The 21605-nt window shown below is 60.1% G+C and carries 18 protein-coding genes; 9 read left to right on the top strand and 9 right to left on the bottom strand.

Annotation, left to right across the window (positions count from 1 at the left end):
* Position 1 precedes the first annotated feature (1 nt).
* The 3 genes from lptG to AC1DWZ_RS14575 are packed head-to-tail and all read right to left on the bottom strand — an operon-like array spanning position 2 to position 3314.
* Positions 2–1093: an LPS export ABC transporter permease LptG gene (gene lptG / locus AC1DWZ_RS14585; RefSeq protein ID WP_477169641.1), complete on the bottom strand. Its 1092-nt coding sequence runs from the start codon at positions 1091–1093 to the stop codon at positions 2–4.
* On the bottom strand, positions 1090–2301 hold the full coding sequence (gene lptF, locus AC1DWZ_RS14580) for an LPS export ABC transporter permease LptF (RefSeq protein ID WP_477169640.1): 1212 nt from the start codon (positions 2299–2301) through the stop codon (positions 1090–1092). Before lptF ends, lptG begins: the two co-directional genes overlap by 4 nt.
* Positions 2302–2345: 44 nt before the next feature.
* Positions 2346–3314 (bottom strand): metallophosphoesterase family protein, encoded by a 969-nt coding sequence (locus AC1DWZ_RS14575; protein WP_477169639.1) that lies wholly within the window; start codon positions 3312–3314, stop codon positions 2346–2348.
* Between the two features lie 278 nt (positions 3315–3592).
* Here AC1DWZ_RS14575 and AC1DWZ_RS14570 point away from each other — a divergent pair, with 278 nt between their 5' ends.
* From AC1DWZ_RS14570 to AC1DWZ_RS14555, 4 genes are read left to right on the top strand one after another with little or no spacing between them, the layout of a single operon-like run.
* Positions 3593–4642, top strand: a complete 1050-nt coding sequence (locus AC1DWZ_RS14570) for a CDP-alcohol phosphatidyltransferase family protein (protein WP_477169638.1) — start codon at positions 3593–3595, stop codon at positions 4640–4642.
* Positions 4643–4644: 2 nt separating this feature from the next.
* Positions 4645–5616: a diacylglycerol/lipid kinase family protein gene (locus AC1DWZ_RS14565; protein ID WP_477169637.1), complete on the top strand. Its 972-nt coding sequence runs from the start codon at positions 4645–4647 to the stop codon at positions 5614–5616.
* 32 nt (positions 5617–5648) lie between these two features.
* Positions 5649–6560 carry a hypothetical protein gene (locus tag AC1DWZ_RS14560; RefSeq protein ID WP_477169636.1) on the top strand — a complete coding sequence of 304 codons (912 nt, stop codon included), beginning with the start codon at positions 5649–5651 and terminating at the stop codon, positions 6558–6560.
* A 30-nt stretch (positions 6561–6590) separates the two neighbouring features.
* Complete coding sequence (locus AC1DWZ_RS14555; RefSeq protein WP_477169635.1) at positions 6591–7166, top strand: DinB family protein; 576 nt, start codon at positions 6591–6593, stop codon at positions 7164–7166.
* A 65-nt stretch (positions 7167–7231) separates the two neighbouring features.
* On the opposite strand, the gene spt is transcribed toward AC1DWZ_RS14555, so the two are convergent.
* From spt to AC1DWZ_RS14535, 4 genes are all read right to left on the bottom strand, one after another.
* Positions 7232–8443, bottom strand: coding sequence for a serine palmitoyltransferase (spt, locus tag AC1DWZ_RS14550; RefSeq protein WP_477169634.1), 1212 nt, complete (start codon positions 8441–8443; stop codon positions 7232–7234).
* Positions 8444–8453: 10 nt separating this feature from the next.
* Positions 8454–8729: an acyl carrier protein gene (locus AC1DWZ_RS14545; RefSeq protein WP_477169633.1), complete on the bottom strand. Its 276-nt coding sequence runs from the start codon at positions 8727–8729 to the stop codon at positions 8454–8456.
* A gap of 183 nt (positions 8730–8912) precedes the next feature.
* Positions 8913–9860 carry an NAD-dependent epimerase/dehydratase family protein gene (locus AC1DWZ_RS14540; protein ID WP_477169632.1) on the bottom strand — a complete coding sequence of 316 codons (948 nt, stop codon included), beginning with the start codon at positions 9858–9860 and terminating at the stop codon, positions 8913–8915.
* Positions 9861–9881: 21 nt separating this feature from the next.
* Positions 9882–11621 carry a fatty acyl-AMP ligase gene (locus tag AC1DWZ_RS14535; protein ID WP_477169631.1) on the bottom strand — a complete coding sequence of 580 codons (1740 nt, stop codon included), beginning with the start codon at positions 11619–11621 and terminating at the stop codon, positions 9882–9884.
* Positions 11622–11830: 209 nt separating this feature from the next.
* Here AC1DWZ_RS14535 and AC1DWZ_RS14530 point away from each other — a divergent pair, with 209 nt between their 5' ends.
* The 3 genes from AC1DWZ_RS14530 to AC1DWZ_RS14520 are packed head-to-tail and all read left to right on the top strand — an operon-like array spanning position 11831 to position 16241.
* Positions 11831–13843 carry a hypothetical protein gene (locus AC1DWZ_RS14530; RefSeq protein WP_477169630.1) on the top strand — a complete coding sequence of 671 codons (2013 nt, stop codon included), beginning with the start codon at positions 11831–11833 and terminating at the stop codon, positions 13841–13843.
* 6 nt (positions 13844–13849) lie between these two features.
* Entirely contained in the window at positions 13850–14524 is a 675-nt protein-coding gene (locus AC1DWZ_RS14525) for a hypothetical protein (RefSeq protein ID WP_477169629.1), read from the top strand.
* Between the two features lie 4 nt (positions 14525–14528).
* On the top strand, positions 14529–16241 hold the full coding sequence (locus tag AC1DWZ_RS14520) for an ABC transporter ATP-binding protein (protein WP_477169628.1): 1713 nt from the start codon (positions 14529–14531) through the stop codon (positions 16239–16241).
* On the opposite strand, the gene AC1DWZ_RS14515 is transcribed toward AC1DWZ_RS14520, so the two are convergent.
* A complete protein-coding gene (locus tag AC1DWZ_RS14515; RefSeq protein ID WP_477169627.1) occupies positions 16181–17992 on the bottom strand; it encodes an ABC transporter ATP-binding protein in 1812 nt (603 codons plus the stop codon). The genes AC1DWZ_RS14520 and AC1DWZ_RS14515 overlap by 61 nt on opposite strands.
* Before the next feature lie 278 nt (positions 17993–18270).
* Between AC1DWZ_RS14515 and AC1DWZ_RS14510 the strand changes: the two genes are divergently transcribed.
* Positions 18271–19179, top strand: coding sequence for a hypothetical protein (locus AC1DWZ_RS14510; protein WP_477169626.1), 909 nt, complete (start codon positions 18271–18273; stop codon positions 19177–19179).
* Between the two features lie 120 nt (positions 19180–19299).
* The gene (locus AC1DWZ_RS14505; protein ID WP_477169625.1) at positions 19300–20154 is read left to right on the top strand and encodes a hypothetical protein; all 855 of its coding nucleotides are present in this window, start codon (positions 19300–19302) and stop codon (positions 20152–20154) included.
* Between the two features lie 58 nt (positions 20155–20212).
* Here the strand turns inward: AC1DWZ_RS14505 and AC1DWZ_RS14500 are convergent, their stop codons facing one another.
* Positions 20213–21508 (bottom strand): CDP-alcohol phosphatidyltransferase family protein, encoded by a 1296-nt coding sequence (locus AC1DWZ_RS14500; RefSeq protein ID WP_477169624.1) that lies wholly within the window; start codon positions 21506–21508, stop codon positions 20213–20215.
* Positions 21509–21605 lie beyond the last annotated feature (97 nt).

Genomic DNA, 21605 nt, shown 5'->3' with positions numbered 1-21605 from the left:
CCTAATAGCCTTCTTGCTTGATCAGCCAGGCGCCACCAATGGCGGCAAATAGCAGGATCGGCAGCCAAGCTGCGAAGAACGGCGCCACTGCGCCGGATTCGCCGAGAGACAAAACCAAGCCGTCGGTCAGGAAATAGAGGAAGCCAAGGCCAAAACCGATCGTCATGCCCGCCGCAAGTCCCCGTTCGCGCCGATGCAGCGAATGCGCGACAGGTGCCGCCAGCAGGATCATGAGGATGGAACTGACCGGCAGGGCAATGCGCTTCTGCAGCCAGGTCTCGTAGAAATAGGTCGGCCGCACGCCAACCTGGGTTGACGTGACGAAACCCCAGATCTTGCCCAAGGTCATTGCCTGCGGCCTTTCGACCAGATCAGAGAATTCGGCAGGTGTCAGCTGGGTCGTCCAGTCCGCGTTTTCCACATAGGTCGTTTCCGCAGCCTTGCCAGCTGGAATGAGCGTCGTCCAGACGTGATCCAGATGCCATTTTTCGGCGGCTGCGTCATAGTGCGCGTCATCTGCAAACACTTGCCTGACCAGCTTGCCGGTTTCGTCCCGTTGGAAAATGCGCAGATGGCTAAGTGCAGCACCGTCCTGGCCGACGGCACCGGCCTCGACCACCATATTGCCGTCTTGCACGAACAGAGGATCTTCCTTTGCCTCGTTCTTCGCTTTCGTGCGTTCCACTGTCAGATCGCGTGCAATCAGCGTCTGAATGGAAATTGGCACGATCCGGTCAGCCAGAAAGAAATGCAGGACAGCAACAATGCCGACCGCTGGCAGAAAGGCCCATAGCACGGTGAAATAGGGCGCGCCGGCCGCCTTGTAGGCGAGGATCTCGTTGGAGCGTTCCATCCGACCCAGGGTAATGAGGGCCGCCATCAGCACGACGAAAGGCGTCAGGAACGAGGCGATCTCCGGCAGGCGCAGCAGCGCATATTCGGCGACGGCACTCATCTGCCCGGCATGATCTTCAAGAATATCGGTGCTGTTGTTGAGCAGGTCGAATAGCTGCAGCAGAGCGGTGAAGCCGATCAGCAAAAGCAGGAATTGCCACAGAAAGCTGCGCAGGACATAGCGGCCAAAAGTGTTCATTCCGCAGCCTCGCCGGGTGACCGCCGTGGCATCAGGCGCCGCACTTGGCGCACGATCCAGTCGACGCCATCCGAGAGAGATTCGAACACATGGGCGAGCGGATCGGCGCCGGGGCGGGAGTTCGCCAGATGGAACAGCCACATGCTGATGATGCCAAAGACGAAGAAGGGTACCCACAGGGCCATGAGCGGACCACTGATGCCGCTGCCGACGGCATCACGGCCGAATTGCAGAACCTGGAAATAAGCAACGAGGAACAGGATGCCGACCAGCAGGCGCAGGCCTTTCGATGTCCGGCGCGACGAGACGCCAATCGGCATGGCAAGGAGCGGCAGGAAGACGATCGAAATGGTTCTGACCAGGCGGCTGTTTAATTCGGCCTTGATGTCTTCGATTTTGAGGGTCGCCGGGGTATCGAAGAAGACCCGCAGCAACTCGATGAAATCGAGCTCACTCTCGCGTTCGCCACGCGCACGGAAAGGCTCTGGCGTCACGGATTCCATGGGAAGTTTCAGCTCGGTGAAATCAACCGCGGTTGCCTCTGTGGTCCCGGGCGTCACTTCGGTGCGCACGCCATTGTATAGGGTGAGGATGAGCGACAAATCCCCGCCACGATCGAGCCGCCCCGTTTCGGCCGTTGTTACGACATCCTGGCCGTCTTCGTTGACCTCTTTGACGAAGATCTGCGCCAGCCGATGCCCGCCTTCGGAAATGTCGCCGATCAAAATCGTCTTGCCGCCGAAGCCGGTGAAGAAGGCGCCGCGTTCGATGGCGGAATCCCAGGCTGTCTCGACGACGAGGTGCACTAGGGCGCGGTAGCCGAAGCGGGTATAGGGCTGCAGGAAGCCGATGATATAGGCGCTGGCAATGACCAGAACAACGGACAGCGCCAGGATGGGCACCATCAGGCGCCGGAGAGACAGGCCGCTGGCGCGCATCGCGTCAAGCTCGCTGTCCGACGAAAGGCGCATGCTGGCATAGAGCACGCCGACGAAAAGTGCCGCCGGCACGGCGATGCCCAGATAATGCGGCACCAGATTGGCCAGCATCTTGAGGACGATGTTTATCGGCCCGCCGCGATTGGCGAAAAGGTCGAGCAGCCGAATCAGGCGCTCAAGCAGCAAGGCGGCCATGGCAACCCCGACCGTCGCCGCCAGGGGCAGCGCCACGCGCTTTAAGATGTAATAGTCAATACGAAGAAACGTCATGAGACGGCGTTTGCCTCAAGCCAGTGGAACGGCGCGGGTGAACATCAGGCTGCCGCTCCAGTGGCGGCATGTGGGCCGGATGATATCAGCGGAATCTCTAGCACCATACTCCCTTGCTGCGCGAAAGCATCCTGGGTTGCATTAAGACCCCTGATATCGACGTCCAGGCGCCAGGAATCCGCTCCGCGGCTGATCCGATAGAGGTGATAGCGGGAGGGATCCTTGTGACCGTCCGCAATGGCCGATGCCGACGGGACGCCGATCACAGGAATCGGCCCCCTGGGCGAGGCAATGCGGCCGAGCCCAGAGACATGGGTGTGTCCGTGAAGCACCAGTTCGGCACCGGCATCGGCCAATACGTCCTGGAAAGACTGCGCATCCAGGAGCGATTTCCTCTTATAGGCACCGCCGCCGAAAGGTGGATGATGAATCAGCACGACACGAAACAGCCCTTCATTTCCAAGCCGCTGCAATTGGTCGCGCAGGCGCGCCAACTGGTTCGTCCCAAGACGGCCGGCTGCGATAAAAGGTGGCATGGGCACGGCGGTCGAGGTGCCGACCAAGGCGATCGGCCCGACCCGACGGATAAAAGGAAAGTCCTCAGCATGTGTGGGCAGGCTTTCGTTGCGATCTGCCTGCCGTGCGCCGAGCATATATGGCGCCCACAGGGCCAGGGATTGCGCCCAGGGCATGTTGACATAGGCGTCGTGATTGCCAGGAATGATCGTCACGCGGTCCGGCGTTCCCACGGTTTCCAGCCATTTGGCCGCGGCGGCAAATTCCGCCGGCAGCGAAATGTTGATAAGATCGCCGGTGATGGCGGTGTGATCCGGCGCCTGTGCCTTCAGATCCTCTACCAGCAGCTTGAGGACGGCTGGCTTATGGATGTTGACGCGGTTACGTGTCCAGGAAAAAAAACCTGACAATCGCTTATTCGCCAACTCCCGCCAACCTGCCTGGGGCAGGGGACCGAGATGCGGATCGCTGAAATGCGCCAGAGTAAAGCTGGTCACGCCGAGTTCCTTGGCCGATTTCCTTGCACGTGGCGCCGGAGGGCGGCGCCTGATCTAGGGGCGCCTTATCTGGGCCGATAATCTCGCTTGGTCAAGCTTCTAACGCCTATTCCGCCCAGTTCGGAGGGGACGCGGCCGATTTGGGTAGACGACATGACCCAATCAGGGCTAACAAGGCCCAGGCAGGTCGCGATTATTAATAAAAACACATGACAAATCAATCAGATAGAAGGCCATCACCGGCGTTCGTCAACGAGTCGGCCGAGATTGTTTGGGGCATGACGCCGCGCCGGCGTCTGGAACGCGCTTTGGCGCGCGCAGAAACGGCCGGCACACTTGTTGCGGACGGCCTGGTCTTTCGCGCCGATGTCATTTTCCATGAAAGCTTGGTCACAGCCCTGCTGCAGCAGCCGGGCAAGGTTCTAACCAATGATCGTGGGCAGCCGATGGCAGGTCATGTCGCCGACCTAACCTTGTTGGCAGCACTGAAAGTCGCGATCGAAGCGGGTGACCCGCACCTCGTCCCGGCGGGGCTGGCCTTCGTCGACGCTGCTGGCCTTGCCAGCAATTACAACAAGGCGTTGCGGCGCAAGGGGGCGCCCTATCTTTTCGAGCTCGGGCGGCTGCCGGCCGCTGATATCGAGCGCCGGATGTATATGGAATCATATAAGGGCGTCACGGATGTGGTGACAAAGCATGTCTGGCCGGTGCCGGCACTTTATGTGACGCGGTTCTGTGCGCGCTTTGGCATCACGCCGAACATGGTCACGTTGGTCAGCTTCATCTGCGTGCTCCTTGCCACCTGGGCGTTCGCGGTTGGTGCGTTTGGACTTGGCTTGCTGGCAGCTTGGGCGATGTGTTTTCTCGATACGGTCGACGGCAAGCTGGCCCGGGTTACCTTGACCTCCAGCAAATGGGGCAATGTTTTCGATCATGGCACCGATCTGGTGCATCCACCCTTCTGGTATTGGGCTTGGTATGAAGGGCTGGGCGGTGCTGCAGCCGTGGCCCCCTGGACTTTCTGGGTGATCATCGCCGGTTACATACTGGGGCGTGGCCAGGAAGGCCTGTTCATCTGGCAGTTCGGCATCGAGATGCATATCTGGCGGCCATTGGATTCCGCGTTCCGCCAGATCACGGCGCGGCGCAACCCGAATTTGCTGATCCTGAGTGCCGCCGTGATCGCAGGCGCGCCTGATGCCGGCTTTGAGATCGTCGCCTGGTGGACCATCCTTTCTTTTGCTTTCCATTGCCTGCGCATCGCACAAGCCTTCGTGGCCCGCGCGCGCGGTGCACGTCTACAATCCTGGCTGACTGAGGCCGCCTGATCATGGCGCTGGCGGGCAGGGTACGGATCGGCGTCATCAGCAATGCGCATAGCAAGCGCAACAAGATATCGATGCGCGAGATCCACACCTTGCTGGCGGAACATCCGCAGGTACTACATCGCAGTTTCCAGCATATCCAGGAATTGCCGGAATGCTTGGCCGAGATGGCCAGAGCAGAGGTGACGCATCTTGCGATCAGCGGTGGCGACGGCACGGTGCTGGCCGTCGTTTCGGCGCTGTTGAATGACAGCCCTTTCAAGTCACAGCCCTGCCTCAGCCTGCTTTCCGCCGGCATGACCAATGTCATCGCCCATGAAGTCGGTCAGCCGGGATTGCCGGCGACAGGGCTGAAGCGACTGGTGCTGCGTGCTGAAGCGGGTGAGGTTGGCGAACTCTTGGAGCGGCCGGTTCTCTCCGTCGATTTCGGCGATGGGCGCATCATCGAGCGTGGCTTTTTGATCGGCGGCGTCGGTTTCTATCAAGGTACCGAACTGGTGCGCCGCGACATTCACGCGCTGGGTGCCAAGCAAACATTTGCCGCCAAACTCGGCATTGCCTGGTCGATCGTGAAAATCCTGATGTTCGGGCCGGGCCCTCGATCGGGCTTTCATGGCGAAAATATCGGCCTGACCTTGGACGGGAGGGCGGAACGGCGCGATTGCATGATGTTCCTCGGTTCAACGTTGAACTCCGTCTTGCCGGGTGTGACGCCCTTCTGGGGCGAAGGGCCAGGCCGCCTGCAGCTGACCACCATCGATGCGCCACCGAAGCGCTTTGCGGTCGCCGCCATCGCCGTGTTGCGCGGCAAACCAAAGCCCTGGATGGCGGAGGCTGGTTATCTCAGCCGCCGTGTGGAAAGGCTGGAGCTTGAAATCAGCACGCCGGTGATGATTGATGGTGAGAAGTTTGACCCGCCGGCCAGCGGTCGCATTATCGTCACGGCCGGTCCCGTGATGCAGTTTCACAGGTTCTGAACGAGCCGGTCCTGAAGGAGATGGGCGAAAACATGGCGCCGGATGCACTTGCCGCCTTGATCGCCGACGAACTCCATATTCCGGTGGGGCCGGCGGCGCGCGCCATGGCCGAACATTGCCGCCAGCGCCATGGCAAAGCGGCAGTCGGCGTTCTGTTCTATGGATCTTGCCTGCGCCAGCCCGATCAGGCGCTGACTGAGGCGTTGCTGGATTTTTACGTTATCGTCGATGACTACGCGTCTGCCTATGACAATAGGGTGCTGACCTGGGCCAACGCCTTGCTGCCACCCAACGTTTTCTATGTCGAACTGCCCTGGCAGGGTAGTGGATTGCGGGCAAAATATGCTGTGATGTCGCTGCAACAGTTTGCAGCCGGCTGCGCCAGTTCGGCTCGCAACGTATCGATCTGGGCACGTTTCTGCCAACCCGCGAGATTGATCTGGTCGCAGGGGCCGGCTATCGACACTGCGCTCGCCGCCGCATTGGCCGAGGCCTGCCGTACGATGTTCGGCAATGCGTTGCCCTTGCTGGAGCAAGATCGCCGGGCGGATCCGCTGGCCGTCTGGCGGCGTGGTTTCATGGAAACCTATGCTGCCGAATTGCGATCTGAATCCGGCGAGCGGGCGCTGTCGATCGTTGCCGCGGATGAAGGACGCTATGCGCAGATCGGCGCGCTTCTTTTGCCCGAAGCACAGGCGCAGGCCTTGTCGCATGAAGAAGCCTTGCAACGCTGGCGCGGCCGCCGCACGCTTGGCAAGGCGCTTAACTACCTGCGACTGATCAAGGCGGCTTTCACCTTCGACGGTGGTGTCGATTATGTCATGTGGAAGGTGCGCCGGCATTCCGGCGTTGTGTTGCCGGTGAGCGACTGGCAACGTCGCCATCCACTCCTGGCAGCACCTGGGTTGGCGTGGAAACTCTATCGGCGCGGTGCATTCAGATAGCGAGCATGTGGCAAGCGAAGGAGAGGTGTTATGGCGACGGGAGCTGGACTGTATTTTCTCGCCATGGCGCGGAACAATGCCTGGGCCAATCATCGCTTGCTGAAAGCCTGTGCGCAATTGAGCCCGGTGGAGCTTGTTGCCGAGCGCACCAGCTTCTTCCCATCGATCATGGCAACCCTCAACCATATCCTGGTGGTCGATTGGTTTTATGTCGATGCGATGGAAGGTGGCACGCTAGGTCCCAAAGCCTGGCAGGACGAGCTGCCGCATCCGGATTTCGCGGGGCTGCGCGCCGCGCAGACCGCGGTTGATCAGCGGCTGATCAAGTTCTGCGACATGCAGGATGACGCCAGACTGGCACAGCCCGTACACATGCATCGCGCTGACCGCGTGCAGATAGATCGCGCCGACCGCATTCTACTGCACGTCTTCGAACACCAGATCCATCACCGAGGGCAGGTGCACGCCATGCTGGCCGGCACGCATGTGGCGCCGCCGCAGCTCGATGAATTTTTCGCAGAAAGCGACGCCGCATTCCATGGCGAGGATTTTGCCGAACTTGGCTGGCGGGAAGAAGATATCTGGCGGGGGCTTGAGCGGAGATAACAAAAGGGCCGGTGCGTTGGCACCGGCCCTGTTAGACAGGAAACGAGAGGCTCTCTCTTAGGTAATTACTCTGCAGCGACCGCGTGGGCCGGCGATTTGATGAGGCCAAGTTCGCTGCCGATCCTGGTCAGGGTCGCAACGACCTGCTCAAGCTGCTCTGTGCTGTGCGCAGCCGAAACCGAGCAGCGCAGGAGGGCGGTGCCGGACGGCGTTGCCGGCGGCAGGGCCAGGTTGACGTAGACGCCGCTCAGCAGCAGCGCACGCCAAGCACGCGCCGCCAGTGCCGGATCGGTAAGATGCACGGCAACCACCGGCCCCTTCTGCTTGCCGACCGTGAAGCCGGCGTTCTGGGCGCCATAGTAGAGCGTGTCGACATTCTGCCACAGCTTGTCCATCAGGCCGGGATTGGCGCGCAGCTTCGCCAGCGACATGCGCACCGAAGCGACGGTCGCAGGCGGCAGCGAGGCCGTGAACATATAGGGGCGGCACGCAACACGCAGGACGTCGAAATCTTCCATGTTGGAGACGAGGAAGCCACCGACAGCGCCCATGCTCTTCGAGAAGGTGCCGGTAATGAAATCGACGTCATCGAGTACGCCATCATGTTCGACCACGCCCTGGCCGGTCTTGCCCATGACGCCCATCGAATGGGCCTCATCGACCAGGATGTAGGCGTTGTGTTTCTTGGTGACGGCAACGAATTCCTTGAGCGGCGCATGATCGCCCAACATCGAATAGATGCCTTCGACCACGACGATCTTGTTGCCGGGCTGATCGGCCAAGCGGCCGAGGCGGCGGTCAAGATCGGCCGGATCATTGTGCTTGAAGCGGATCACGGTTGCCGAACCCAGCTTGCAGGCATCATAGATGCTGGCATGGCTGTCGGCGTCGATGATCAGGAAATCGTCCGGACCGGCGAGGGTCGAGATGGCGCCGAGATTGGCCTGATAGCCGGTCGTGAAGACCATGCAATGCTTCTTGCCGTAGAAGTCGGCGAGATCGGCTTCGAGCGCCTTGTGGTCGTGATAGGAGCCATTGGCGATGCGCGAGCCGGTCGTGCCGGTACCGCAGGCATCAAGCGCGTCCTTGGCAGCCTGGATGCAATCGGCATCGAAGGTAAAGCCGAGATAATTGTTGGAGCCACAGAGGATGGTACGGCGGCCTTCGACCAACGCTTCGGTCGAGGACAGGATCTTGTCCATCTTCACACCGAACGGGTCGGCGCCGCAGGTCTTCACGGCGGCATGCAACTCGCGCTGCGCCTTAAAACGATCCATCAAGCCCATCTTACGCCCCCTTCTTCGAATCAATCACGGTCTGTGCCAACTGTCCGACCGTGGAAATCTCCGGCACCATGTTGAGCGGGATGGAGACGTCGAACTTGTCTTCGAGCTCCATCAGCAGATCCATGACTGCCAGCGAATCCATGTTGAGGTCACGGGCGATATCCGTCGCCGCGGTGATCTCGATATCGGACTTCTTGAACGGCACCAGCGCTGTGGCGATTTCCGCCACGACGTCATTCAGAGAAAAACCGGAAACTTGCGCAGCACTCGCCGTCACGATGTCAGACCAATCTTTTCTTGTTATCGAATCTGTTAACTGTGGGAACCCCTTAGACAGGAATCGACTCGCGCCGACTTCCTGAGTGAGGTTGTCGTAAATTTTGCAGCTAAAGTTAAATGACGAATTGTTACCGAATGTAACAAGTAAGCGAATCCAGCCCTTTAGGGCCGGAATCTAATCTCACAAAAGAGCCTGGGCGCGATACCAAGCGAGGGTATCGGCGAAGCCTTTGGCAAGATCGAACCGAGGCCGCCAGGCAGTAAACTCGGAAAAACGAGGGCCGGCAGCGGCCCAATCGGCGTGATAGAGCTCGGCAACCTTGTCGCTGGACAGCACCTGGGGCTGCTTGGTCAGGCCCGATATCAGTGTCAGGCCGCCGGCGACAGCCGCCATCAGCGGTCGCGGTAGGCGGTAGCTCAGCGGTTGCCGACCGAAGCAGACGCCCAGAATATGGTTAATTTCCGGCCAGCCGTGGGCGCGAAGATGTTCGTCATCCAGTTCAACGATCCGGTGCGGCCAGGCTGATGTCGCCAGCAACACGGTGATTGCGACAGCTAGGTCCGCGACATGGATGGTCGAAACGCGCGCATCCAGGCTGGCGGGATAGGCCAGTACACCCAGCTTTGCGGCCTTGAACAGGGGCAACAATTCATGGTCACCCGGGCCATAGACGGCGGCTGGCCGCAGGGCGATCCAGTCGCGGGTACCGGCCAGGGCCGGCAACTTATCCTCGGCCGCCCGCTTGCTGGCCGCATAGGGCGACAGCCCGGGCTCACGGGCGGCGAGTGACGAAATATGGACGAAGCGGGCTGCAGGTGCGGCCTTCGCGGCGGCCTGCAGCAGTTTGACCGTGCCGCCTTCATTGACCTGGAAGAAATCAAGGGGTCGCAGGGCCCGTACCAGGCCGGCGCTGTGCACAATCGCATCGCAACCACTCACCAGCCGTTCCAGACTGGCCTGGTCGTCAAGGTCACCCAGCACGATCTCGATCCGGTGATCCGGCATCAGCGCCGCCTGCGGCATGCGTCGGGTAAGGATCCGGACCTGCCAACCAGCCTGCGCCAAATGACGAACGGTTTCCGCGCCGACAAAGCCGGTGGCGCCGGTAACGGCGACGGTTCCGGCCATCAGAGTTCAGCCGCGATTGTGCTACGCACTGATGCCCAGATCGGCGTCGGCATAGACACCCTGCTGGTAATTGGCCTTGGCCTTGGCACGCGAGAGCTTGCCGGACGAAGTCTGCGGCAGGCCCTTGGGCGGTACCAGCTCAACACGCGCCTCGACACCCATCGAGCGCTGCAGCAGGCCGGATACGTCCTGTTTCAATTTGGTGCGTGCGGCGAGATCGCTCATGCGGCACTGAACCAGCACGACAATTTGCTCCTGCTCATCATCGCCAACGATCGAGAAGGCGGCGGCGTCTCCACGACGCAGGTCCGGCAGCGTTTCCGCCGTCCATTCCAAATCCTGCGGCCAGATGTTGCGGCCGTTGATGATGATGAGATCCTTGGCGCGGCCGGTGATGACAATCTCGCCCTTCAGCAGATAGCCAAGATCGCCGGTATCGAGCCAGCCATCGCTGCTCAGTGCTTCGCTGGTCAATTCAGGCAGACGGAAATAGCCCGTCATGACGCTGGGACCCTTGAAGAAAATGCGGCCGATACGGCGTTCCGGCAGGCTTTGGCCGGCTTCGTCGCGAACGTCGAAAGCATGTCCTGGCAAGGCCGGGCCACAAGCGACCAAGGCGCGTGCGGCTTTGCCTGGCGCGGTCGGCTCTGCAATCTGGGTTTCCAGGGCAGCGCGATCGACATGGTCGACGGTATATTCGACGTCGAGCGGGGCAAAGCTCATGGCCAACGTGGTTTCCGCCATGCCGTAGCTCGGCACGAAGGCTTTGTGCTGGAAGCCAAACGGCGCAAAAGTATCGCTGAAACGATGCAAAATGGTGTCCTGCACCATATCACCACCGATGCCAGCACCGCGCCAACTGGACAAGTCACCCGAAAAATCGGTGTCGCCGCGCATCCGCTTGACACAAAGTTCGTAGCCGAAGGTGGGCGAGTAGGCGAGGGTGCCGCGGTTCTCCGAAATCAACTTCAACCAGGTGAGGGGCCGGCGCGCAAAGTCGCGCGTGGCGACGTAATCGACCGAGACCTGGCCCGTCGCCGGTACCAGCAGGAATCCCACCAGGCCCATATCGTGATAGAAGGGCAGCCAAGACGCGCAGCGATCGACTTCCATGATCGCAAGCCCGTTATGGGTGATCGCATGGGCATTGGCCATCAACACGCGCTGATGAATCTCGATGCCCTTGGGGAAGCGCGTCGAACCGGACGAGAACTGCAAATAGCTCGGCTCGTCGGCCGCAAACGGCTTGGCTGCCGCCTTGTTGGCAGGCAAAGCAGCGAAATCGGCGACGGTGCCGGTCATGCGCAGATGCGGAAGGCCCGCTGCGGCTTCCGTCAGGAACCCCATCAGGGCATCCGGGCCGATCGCGATACTGGCCTCGCAGCCCGAGAGCTGCTGGCGCAACTGGCTGATATAGGAGTCGCGGCCGCCGAGACTGGTCGGAATGGCCACCGGTACCGGCAGCAATCCCGCATATTGCGTGGCAAAAAAGGCGGTCACGAAATCGGCATCGGTGTCGGCGATCAGGACCACGCGCGCGCCGCGCTCCAGCCCAAGCCCGGCGAATCGCTGCGCCAAGTCGCGGGCCCGATCACGCAATTCGGCGTAGGTCAGCACATTGTGGAGATCGCCTTTTGCCGTGTAAAAGTTCAGCCCGGTCACGCCGCCGGCGGCATAATCCAGCGCCTCCCACAGCGTATCGAAGGTGCTGCGGCGGTGTTTCAGGCCGGTATTTGTGGTCGCGGTCGGTTTCAGGGTCATTGGCACTGGGCTAAAATGAGGTCATGGGCTTAGAATAAATCCAAGTTTCGTGGGACCTTAGGTCGCAGACGGATGAATTGCGCGGCGCCCTCGCGGTCCTTAGGATTTTGCGGTCCATAGCAAATGTCCGGACCGCGGACAAGGCATTGCACATTGGACGCATGGCGTGGACGATGGGTGAAGCGCCTCAGTTTTAGGGAAGTTACCTAATGAAGACCTCGGATCTGGAACTGTCGGCGGTACAACGATCCGGCAGCCGGGACAGTAAATCGGACCATAAAACCAGCCTTTCCGGGTTGTTCGACTGGCTTCTGCCGAAATCCAAGACCAAGAAGAAGAAATTCAAGGCAGGCACCCCGCCGAGCGCCCCCACTGTCGACACCAAGACCAAGGTCAGCCAATCCGTGGCAGATGTTCTGGCCCTGCTGAAGGCTGACGGCATCCGGCGCGTGGCCGTTCATGGCGATCCGGCCTTCTACGAGTCCTTTCGTGGCGAAGCAGCCGGGATTGAGACGATCTGGATGTCGACCGACATCATCAGCGACCAGCCGAAGGGCGCCAAGCCCGTCACGGCGGCCACGATCGCCGACTGCGATGCCGTCGTCGTCGGTGGGCCCGATACGGCGACGAAGTATCGCTACAGCCTGCGCCTGATGCAGGCTCATGCACCAACCAAACCGGTGCATTGGGTGGCGCAAAATTGGGAATTCTGTGCCGGAACAGCAGCCATTCCGCTCGAGATCGACGATGTCGATGCACTGGCATTCAATCATTTTGAAGAATTCTTCGGCATCAAGGACCCGATCCAGTTCCGCTTCGAGATCATCGCCGAGGGAGAAACCCGCCGCTCCTATCTGGTGCTGGGCCCGAGCCAGTCGGTCAATCTCAACCTCAGATCCTTGCTGCCCGAGCGCAAGGGTGCCGTGTGCATGAAAGTATTCGTGGCACACCCGTTCCTGACCCGTGGGCGGCACTACCGTTTCCGGGTTTGTGGCGACGTGTTCTGGAAGGACAGTTTCACGATCATTCATGGATCGCACCAATTCTTCAAGAATCCGAACAAGGTGCAGCCGTTCCGCTTGATCGACTCCGTTGTCCGCAATGGCGAGGTCGTGATGACCGTGCCGAATTACGATCTCGATATGGGCAGTGATGACGAGGTGAAGATCGGCACGGGAAGCGCGAAGACCAGTGTCAAGCGGTCGCGGCAACGGCCGGTCGAAGAAGTACATTTCAAGCGTAGTGGCCAGCCTTCCACGGACCGCACTTATTTTGYCGCATCCTATGCGGGATACGGCACATCCTTCTGGTATGCGCTTGATCAGGGTTTCTCGCAGCAGCCAGGCAAGATCGCCTCGATCGCCGCCAACCATCTGTGTCGCGTCGGCGTCGATAACCGCGACGATATCCTGTTCAAGCCGGAGGAGCGTGTGATCGTCGAAACGGCGATCAAGGCCGGCTTCATGATCCATCCATGCTGCCTGCCGGTGACCAACGCCAACCACCCCTTGTCCTTCGGCTTCAATTTCGATGCTTCGAACCCGCCGTTCGACGATTACTGGCTGCGCTTCTATGACCGCGACGGCGGCTTTGTGGGAGAGATGCGCTATCACAAGGATTTTGTCGGCCCGGCCTTCCTTGACGACGTGCTGGTGGGTTTCGCGCATCCGCGCAAAGGCGAAATCACCATGGCACTTGTGTGCCCGGACCACCTTAAGACCGGCCTGGCACCGCAGCGCTTGGTGACCACCTCAGATATGGCGGTCCGGCATCGCGTGACAGGTGATCAGGATTTCACGGAGTTCCAATCGTCCTGGCGCAATGTGGGTGCAGATATTCCGACTTTGCCGCACTGGCTGCATCCTTCGATCGGCATCATGGGACGTACCAATGTGATCGGCCGTGTGCGGACACGGGGCGGTTTCCGGACCGGCGTCTTCGTCGCTAATGCCAGCGGCAATCTCAATTATGGCATGAAGGCCCGTATCGAGATTTCGGCCATCAATCATGCTGGCGATCGCCTGAGCCATATGCTCACCCTGCCGCCCTTCGGTGCCGAGATCGTCTGGCTGGACGACGTATTGCCGACGCTGAAAGAGCATGTAGGCGAAACCGGCATCGCAGCCTTGCAGGTGAAATCGGCGGATGCCGACCTGACCGCGCATGTCATCGGCCTGTCGCCTCAAGGTGCCGTTGGCGTTCAGCATCTCTGGGGATACTGAGCCGGCATGGGTAAATGGGGGGAAGGGATCGGTCGGGCTCTCGCGCCGATTGCTATCAGGCTGTGGCCGGGGCTCGGCAATCCGGCCTGGTCCTATGCCGATGCCGCCACAGCTGCGTTGGGAGGCGCACTCCAGGTTTCGGTCAATCCGAAGCGGGTGCTGCGGAAGCTGGCCGCACCGGCGGTGGCGCCGATCAAGGACCGCTTTCTGGTGCCGGCATTGGGCAGCCTGCCGTCGGAGCGGATTGAGGATCTTTATACCTACATGGACATGGCCGATATCGCACGATATGGCGACGATTTGCCGTCTACTCGTCTATACAAGTGGCTGCAGGCCAGCCGGTCGGCCGGACGACCGGTCGCGGGTCGCGGGCAAGTCTTTGACAGCGATTCCAGCATCGACGCCTACTGCCGGGTCTATCTGGAGCTTTACCGGTCGATGCAGCGGGATGGGTATCGGTACAGCGGTGATGATGAAATCTGCCTGGGTATCGGCGAAGACGGGGAGATTATCCACGTCCGGCGCGGCACGCACCGCATGGCCGCCGCCCAAATACTTGAGTTGCCAAGTGTTTCGGCACGGATTACCCATATCGACTTGGCCTTTGCCCAGCGTGCGGTCGCTGTCGGCGGTGACGTCCCCGGCGCCTTGATCCGCGCCATAAAAGAAGCGACGAGTTAACCCAGTGCGAGACGTATTTCGAATCTTCTTTGATACCGGCTGGCGCCAGCCGGTCCTGATTCTGGTGGCATTGTTGGTCTCCGGTATTGTGGAGATCATCGGCATTGCGACGCTGTGGCCGATTGTCGGCCTGATCGGCGGGGAAAGCCATGCCAAGTCGCATGTCATCGATGAATATGTCCGTTGGGGACTGATGGAGGTCGGTCTGCCGCTGACCATCGAGACATTGCTGCTGGTGATCATTTGCGCAGCGACCGTGTCCTTCATTTTCGGGACCGCAGGTTCGATCTTTGTCGGCCGGTCGGTCGCCAATTTTGGCATCAATGTCCGCCTGCAGCTGATCGACGCCATCGTACATGCGAAGTGGAGCTACTTCGTGGCGCAGCCGGTCGCTCGCTACACAGCGGCGATCAACTCAGATGCTGACCGCGCGGCCATGGCGTTTAAGTCCGCGGGGTTGTGCCTGGCGGGGTTGATGCAGACGGTCGTGCTGATGGTGATGGCGTTGTTTGTGTCGTGGCCATTTTTCCTCGGCGCCGTCGGCGTATCTGTGGTGTTGTGGTTGGGTGTCGGCCGCTATATGCGCATGGCCAAGAAAGCTGGGCGTGGCAAATCAAAGCACAATCTCGCTTTGCTCCATTCCGTGACCGACGCATTGACCAATGTCAAAGCCCTGAAGGCGATGAATCGCCACGGCTTCATCGGTCACACCTTCGCTGTGCATGTCGATCGGCTGCGCCGCGCCACCCAGGCGGAAACCTATAGTACCAGCGCCGTCAGAGCGGTTCAGGAGCCGATGTTTACCGTGCTGATCCTGGGTGGGCTCTACATTGGCCACTCGGTCCTCGGCATGGACCTTCGGGTCATGTTGGGGTCCACGTTGCTCTTAAAGCGCGTTGCCGATGCCATCGGCAGCGTTCGTTCGAACTATCAAAGGATCATTCTTGAGCGCCCTGCTTACTGGCAGCTGCAGAACCTGCTCGCCGAGGTGAGAGACAACCGGGAGATCCTGGCAACCGGTGCGTTGCCGTCCCTCCCGGCCGCGATCGAATTTGATCGGGTTGGTTTTTCGTATCCCGGCAAGCGTGTGATGAAAAACGCGGACATATCGCTGCAAGCCGGTGAACTGACGACCGTTATCGGTCCTTCAGGTGCCGGTAAGACGACTATCGCCGATCTTGTGGCCGGTCTCCACACCGCGTCCGAAGGCACGATCCGCGTTGGCGGTACGCCGCTTGCGGATTTGGATATGGCCGCTTGGCGGCGGCAGCTCGGCTATATTCCGCAAGACAGCATTCTGTTCAATGACAGCATTCACAACAATGTCACCCTTGGCGATCCGACCATCACGCCGGCCCAAGTTGAGGCTGCTCTCAAGGCTGCAGACGCCTGGGGGTTCGTCGCGAAACTGCCAGGGCTGATGCAGTTCACCATCGGTGTGCGAGGCGGCCTGCTCTCTGGCGGACAGCGCCAACGCCTTGCGATTGCACGTGCCCTGATTGGCGATCCGAAGTTTCTCATCCTTGATGAAGCGACCAGCGCACTCGATCACAAGACGGCACGAGAGATCAGCCGGGCTGCAAAGGCGTTGCGCGGCAGCCGAACGATCCTGGCGATCACGCACCAGGCCCTTTGGGTTGACGCGGCGGACAGAGTTTACGAGATTCGTGATGGAAAGGTGACCACTGCGCCAGTCACTGAAGCCGGGCCTGCCTGAGGCTCACCGGCCGTCTGGTTGTTATCGTTGACGACATTTCCCTGATCAATGCGATAGACCCGGTCGGCCATATCCACCCACGCTGGTTGATGGGTGATGGCAAGGACCGTAAGCTTGCCGCGCTGCCGGGCAACTGCAGCACAAATCTCGGCTTCCGTCTCTGGATCCAAGGCACTGGTTGCCTCGTCCAGAATCAAAAGAGTGGGCTCTGTCACCAGCGCGCGCGCCAACGCGATCCGTTGCCGCTGACCGCCAGAGAGCAGCACGCCACGGTCGCCCACCGTCGTGAACAAGCCCTTCGGCAGTTCAGCCACGAAACGCATTGCTCCCGCCGTTTCCAGCGCCTGCACAGCTGCTGCTTCGCTGATGCCTGGATCGCCCAATGTGACATTGGCCAGGATCGTATCATTGAAGAGAAGAATCTCCTGCGGCACATAGCCAACCTGGCTGCGCCACCGACCGATATCGATTTCCTGCATGGCAACGCCATCCAACGTGACGCGGCCTTGCTGCGGCTCGAAGAGACCGAGGATCAAGTCCGCCATTGTGGTCTTGCCGGAACCGGATTCGCCGACCAGTGTCGTGATGGTGCCGGCCGGGAGCTCGATAGAGACATTCTTCAATACGGGCGCACGGCCGTATGAGAAGGTCACGTTTTCGAGCCGGCAAGCGACGGTCAAGCTGGGTGTCAACCGACCTTTGAACGTTTCGGCGGCAGCTTCGGTTTCCCGCAAAGTATCCATGAACGACCAGTAGCCGACCTCGGCATTGACCGATTCACGTACCGATCGATGGACTTTGACCACCGATCGCGTGAGTCCGAGAATGAGGAGTCCGGACACCAGCATGCTGGACAAATCCAGGTGCAGGATGCTGACGGCCACATAGGCGACGGCGGTCAGCATCATGATGATCAGGAGGTCAGGCAATTGTCCGGCGAACTGCTCCAGCAGCACCAACTCGCGCAACGACTGCCGCAGCGATTTGGTTTCATGCTGCAGCTCCTTGATCAAGGCCTCGTGCCGGTGCATTGCCTTCATCGGCTTGAAACTGACGACGACATCGTTGAGGTCGGTCACAATGGTCCGGCTCGTCATCAGCATCTGGCGCGAAAACAGGCGCGAGCGGCGGGTCAGGAAACGCATCATCATGCCGACGACGACCGCCATGGCCGAACCGATGAGGGCAACCTGCCAATCGACCACGAAGACGACGATCGAAAAAACGAAGGCCTGCATCGCGGCGATCATCAGATTGAGCGAGGTGCGGTAGATGGCGGCGCCCCAATTGGCCTCGGTCGTGATGGCGCCGGCGAACCGGCCAATCGGATTGACCGTGTAATAAGACCATCGCGCGCCCAACATGGCATCGATCATGCGAGAGCGCATTTCGGTGGCGATTTCGGCGACCAGGAAGCCGACATAGCGACTGACATTGAGCGAAATGACTGCCTTCAAAATGGCAAATCCGCTCAATAGCAGGATCAGGAAACCGAGGCTGGGGTGAAGATTGAGGAACTCCAGTGCCGCCAAAATGGCCCGCTCGACCTTGTTCGGCTTTTCGGTGGGATCGCCCGAAACAATCGTGAGGATTGGAAACAGGCTGGCGACGCTGAGGCCTTCAAGGAGGCTGGCGGCCATCACGCCGATCATGACCGGTACCTGGCGCCACAGGCCATGCTTACGGATGACCCGAAACGCGTTGGCGAGCGGCGAGGGTGTCTGCTTGGGGTCGTTGTGGATTTTGACCATGCTATCGGGTGCAACCAATGGGTAAGCCTTCGCTATGCCGTCTTTTCTGGGCGGGTCGACCGGATGGGGATCGACAGCTTCGTTGTGATAACATTCGGGCGCGGGAAGTCAATTCCCGCCAAGCATTTACTGTCCTATATTAACCCTGCACAGTTTGCGGCAAATCGGCGCATTATCAATAGGTTCGGTTGCTGGTCCGGCCCAAGATGTCTATCATCTGCGGCGACAGGTAGGGCGGTGGATCGGGACGCCGCAGTTTGGTGCGAGGGGGCAGATTCGTGGCTTACAAGCTCTTTATCCAGTCCAACGACGAGCAGTATCTGGGGGCCTTGGTCGCGAGTTATGCGGCCAAACGCAATAGTCGTCAGCCGGATGCCTTCGACGTGGAGATCATGCATTTCCGCGATTTTCCTTGGCTGCGGGCCAAGGTTGGCCAGAAATTCCTGCGCGGGCTTGAGCACCGGGTCTGGACGGATGAGGATTTGCAGTCCTTTACCCCGGTGCGCTTCACACCGCCCAAAACCATGGGTTATGAGGGGCGCGCCGTCGTCATCGACCCCGATTGCTTTGCGACCGCCGATATCATGGATTTGTTCACGCGCGACATGCAGGGAACTGGGGTCATGTGCCGGATGCGCCCGGGCCTCAAAGAGATGCCGCCCTATCGTGCGTCCAGTGTCATGCTGCTCGATAATGCCAAGCTGCGGCATTGGGATGCCGAGCAGACCTTCAATGAACTGTTCGAGTTCAAGAAGGACTATCTGAAGTGGATCAAGCTGGAATACGAGGATGATTCCAATGTCGGCTTGCTGGAGCCGGAATGGAACGACTTTGACCGGCTGACCTCCGCCACCAAGATTCTGCACACGACCTATCGGCGGACTCAGCCGTGGAAAACCGGCCTGCCGATTGACTTCTCGATCCGTGAAAAGCCCCAAAAGCCGGGCTCTTTGGCTGGAAGTCTGGTCAAGATGTTGAAGAAATCCGTTGGCGTGTCAAAGCCGCGGGCGGTCAAGGATGGCTTCTATCAGCCGCATCCCGACCCCAACCAGGAACGGCTGTTCTTCAATCTGCTCGCGGAAATGCTGCAGAAGGGCATTATCGACGTGGCGCTGGTTGAGCGTGAAATGGCCAATAATCATGTCCGTCACGATGCGTTGGACCTTTGTCGCCGATTGGCGGCGTAGGTTGATGGCGACCGAACGTCGCTGCGGCGGGATGCCGGATTGAGCCCAAAAGGCCATGGTAGGACACTGCAGCAAGCCCGGGGACAAATCGTGGGCGAAGCAGAATCGGAGAGAAGGTCAATGTTGGCAGTTTCGGTCGAACGGCGCGCGCCGCATATGCTTGAGGGCGTCGCCAAGGCAGCGGTCATCGCCGAGCCCTATGCTCATCACGCCCGTCAGAACGCTGTGCCGGCCGAAATCTATCAGCAGTTGGAAGCTGAGTTTCCCAGCCTGGAAACGATCCTCAATGGCCGGCCAGAAACCGGCAGCAATGTCGCCGTGCGGCTGACGGTCAAGCAGGTCCTGGGCGATCGGCGCATTTCGCCCTTGTGGCGCGAATTCTTTGAATACCATACATCGGGCGACTATTGGCGTGATGTGACGGGCTTGTTTGGCGACCATCTGCGCAACGCATTTCCCGGACTTGAGGAACGCGTTGGTAAGCGGTTCGAAGACTGGCGCGTGGTGCCGCGCGGCTTTGCCGGCGATGCCGACATTCGTCTCGACTGCCAATTCGTCATGAACACGCCGGTACGGGAAATGACCAGCGTCAAGACCCCGCATGTCGATCTGTGCGACAAGATCTTTTCGGCCTTGTTCTATTTCCGTGATCCGGCGGACCTGGTCGACGGCGGTGATTTCGACATCTATCGTTGGCGCCGTGATCCGCGCTTCATCAAGCATCGCTCGATGGACCGTGATGTGGAATTGGTGAAGACGCTGCCTTATTCGGCCAACTCCTATGCCTGCTTTGTGAACTCGCAGCGCGCGGTGCATGGCGTCAGTCCGCGCGGCGTCACGGAGTTGCCGCGCCGCTATATCAACTTCATCGCCGAACTGCCGTTCAAAGCGTTTGAGCCCAAGCAGCTGAATAGGCTGCAGCGCCTATGGTATGCCAACGACGTGCGCGACGCTGTCCAGGACGAAAAATACTAGAGCCGTCCGGCTGAAAGAATGAAGGCGCTGCCTCAGTCAACAGGCAGCGCCTTTTTCTTTAGTCGACCTGTTTCAACGCGCTGGCGACATCGGTTGGCCGCCCGTCTTTGAGATGGGCGCGGTCAATGGCAATGATCCAGAAGGTGCGGACACCGTGATAGGCAGCCGTCAAAATCTGCCAGGCGACGATCAGGTAAAAGGCTTCAGTCGCCAGCCCCAACGCATAGCCGGCGATAAACATCGGCAAGGTAATGTTGCGTCGTGCGATGAAGGTGCGCATGCGCCCATCGAGCTTCGAATGGGTGTGGAAGGCGCGTTTAAAGAAGGTCGGATAGACCTTCAGGATCAACCGGTCGACGACGTAGAACACCATCACAAGAATGGTGGCGATGCCTAAGGCAGATCCCCAGCCGAGCGTGCCAAGGCCGATGCCATAGGCCCAGGACAGATACCAGAAGGGCGGGTGGACCATGTCGAGACCATGATCGAGGAAATTGCCCAGACGTGAATCGGTGAAGGTAAGACGTGCCAGCTTCCCGTCGACGGAATCAAGGACGCTCATGCCGTAGGCCATGGCAAAGCCGGTCCAGAAGGACCAGGGCTCGCCGATCGCCCAGATCGGGATGGCGCCAAGCGCCAGGATGATGCTGAAGATGGTCACTGTATTGGGATGTACGCGGGCGCGTGCCAGGGGCCCAACCGACACCCAGACCAGTGGTGGATAGACATAGCGGGTGAAGAAGTCGGTCGACCCTTTGTAGTTCGACCAGAACATGAATTTCTCGACCTTGGCCGCTTTGTCGGCGGTTTCGACCCGGAACATGTAGTAGGGGATCGTTCGGCGCAGCTTGCGGATGAAGCCGTTGAACTCACCCTGTTCATAGGGTCGCACAACCTTGTCCGCGACCCATTTTTCCGCCAACGCATATAGATCGTCGGCAATGATCGTCTGGCCGCTGAGCCGGCCCGGCTCCAGACGGATCATGGCGGCCCGCTCCTGCTCCTTGGGTGCCAGCACGGCGACGGAATCGGCAAGGCCTGTCAGTGATGCATGGAGGCGGGCGTCGGGCAGGGTGGCGCCATCCAGCAGCAGGACCGGCGCATTGCCGGCCTCGCCCAGGAAGGCCTGTAGCCGGGCGGCGAAATCGCCCTGTCCCTGGCGCCATTCGATCGGGAACACCGCATCCAGGCTACTATCGATCTTGGGCTTTACCCCGTCCGGGCCGAGATCGACGACAATCCGGGTGGGTCGCGGTAGGGAGCGCTTCAAGGCCTGGAGGTGCCGTTCAACCAGCGTCAGGCCAAAGATCTTCGGAATCCGCCCGCACAGGGCAGCATCTATCCAAACCAGCATGTTATCGGGATTCCTGCGGAATTTTCATGGGGCGTCATATCACGCGGGTTGCGCCCCCCTCAAGCGTTGTGCCCTGGCTCATTCGGCCACAGCGACG

The sequence above is a fragment of the Dongia sp. P2_B8 genome (assembly GCF_056404715.1).
Note: the sequence above shows the minus strand (reverse complement) of the source record. Positions and strands in the feature narration are given on the sequence as shown.

Excerpts from the sequence above, each read along its gene's own strand:
- spt (WP_477169634.1), bottom strand. The coding sequence starts at position 8,443 with ATGGATCGTTTTAAGGCGCAGCGCGAGTTGCATGCCGCCGTGAAGACC.
- AC1DWZ_RS14525 (WP_477169629.1), top strand. The coding sequence starts at position 13,850 with ATGGGTAAATGGGGGGAAGGGATCGGTCGGGCTCTCGCGCCGATTGCT.
- AC1DWZ_RS14500 (WP_477169624.1), bottom strand. The coding sequence starts at position 21,508 with ATGCTGGTTTGGATAGATGCTGCCCTGTGCGGGCGGATTCCGAAGATC.
- AC1DWZ_RS14540 (WP_477169632.1), bottom strand. The coding sequence starts at position 9,860 with ATGGCCGGAACCGTCGCCGTTACCGGCGCCACCGGCTTTGTCGGCGCG.
- AC1DWZ_RS14505 (WP_477169625.1), top strand. The coding sequence starts at position 19,300 with ATGTTGGCAGTTTCGGTCGAACGGCGCGCGCCGCATATGCTTGAGGGC.
- AC1DWZ_RS14535 (WP_477169631.1), bottom strand. The coding sequence starts at position 11,621 with ATGACCCTGAAACCGACCGCGACCACAAATACCGGCCTGAAACACCGC.
- AC1DWZ_RS14560 (WP_477169636.1), top strand. The coding sequence starts at position 5,649 with ATGGCGCCGGATGCACTTGCCGCCTTGATCGCCGACGAACTCCATATT.
- AC1DWZ_RS14515 (WP_477169627.1), bottom strand. The coding sequence starts at position 17,992 with ATGGTCAAAATCCACAACGACCCCAAGCAGACACCCTCGCCGCTCGCC.
- lptF (WP_477169640.1), bottom strand. The coding sequence starts at position 2,301 with ATGACGTTTCTTCGTATTGACTATTACATCTTAAAGCGCGTGGCGCTG.
- AC1DWZ_RS14555 (WP_477169635.1), top strand. The coding sequence starts at position 6,591 with ATGGCGACGGGAGCTGGACTGTATTTTCTCGCCATGGCGCGGAACAAT.
- AC1DWZ_RS14570 (WP_477169638.1), top strand. The coding sequence starts at position 3,593 with ATGACGCCGCGCCGGCGTCTGGAACGCGCTTTGGCGCGCGCAGAAACG.
- lptG (WP_477169641.1), bottom strand. The coding sequence starts at position 1,093 with ATGAACACTTTTGGCCGCTATGTCCTGCGCAGCTTTCTGTGGCAATTC.
- AC1DWZ_RS14565 (WP_477169637.1), top strand. The coding sequence starts at position 4,645 with ATGGCGCTGGCGGGCAGGGTACGGATCGGCGTCATCAGCAATGCGCAT.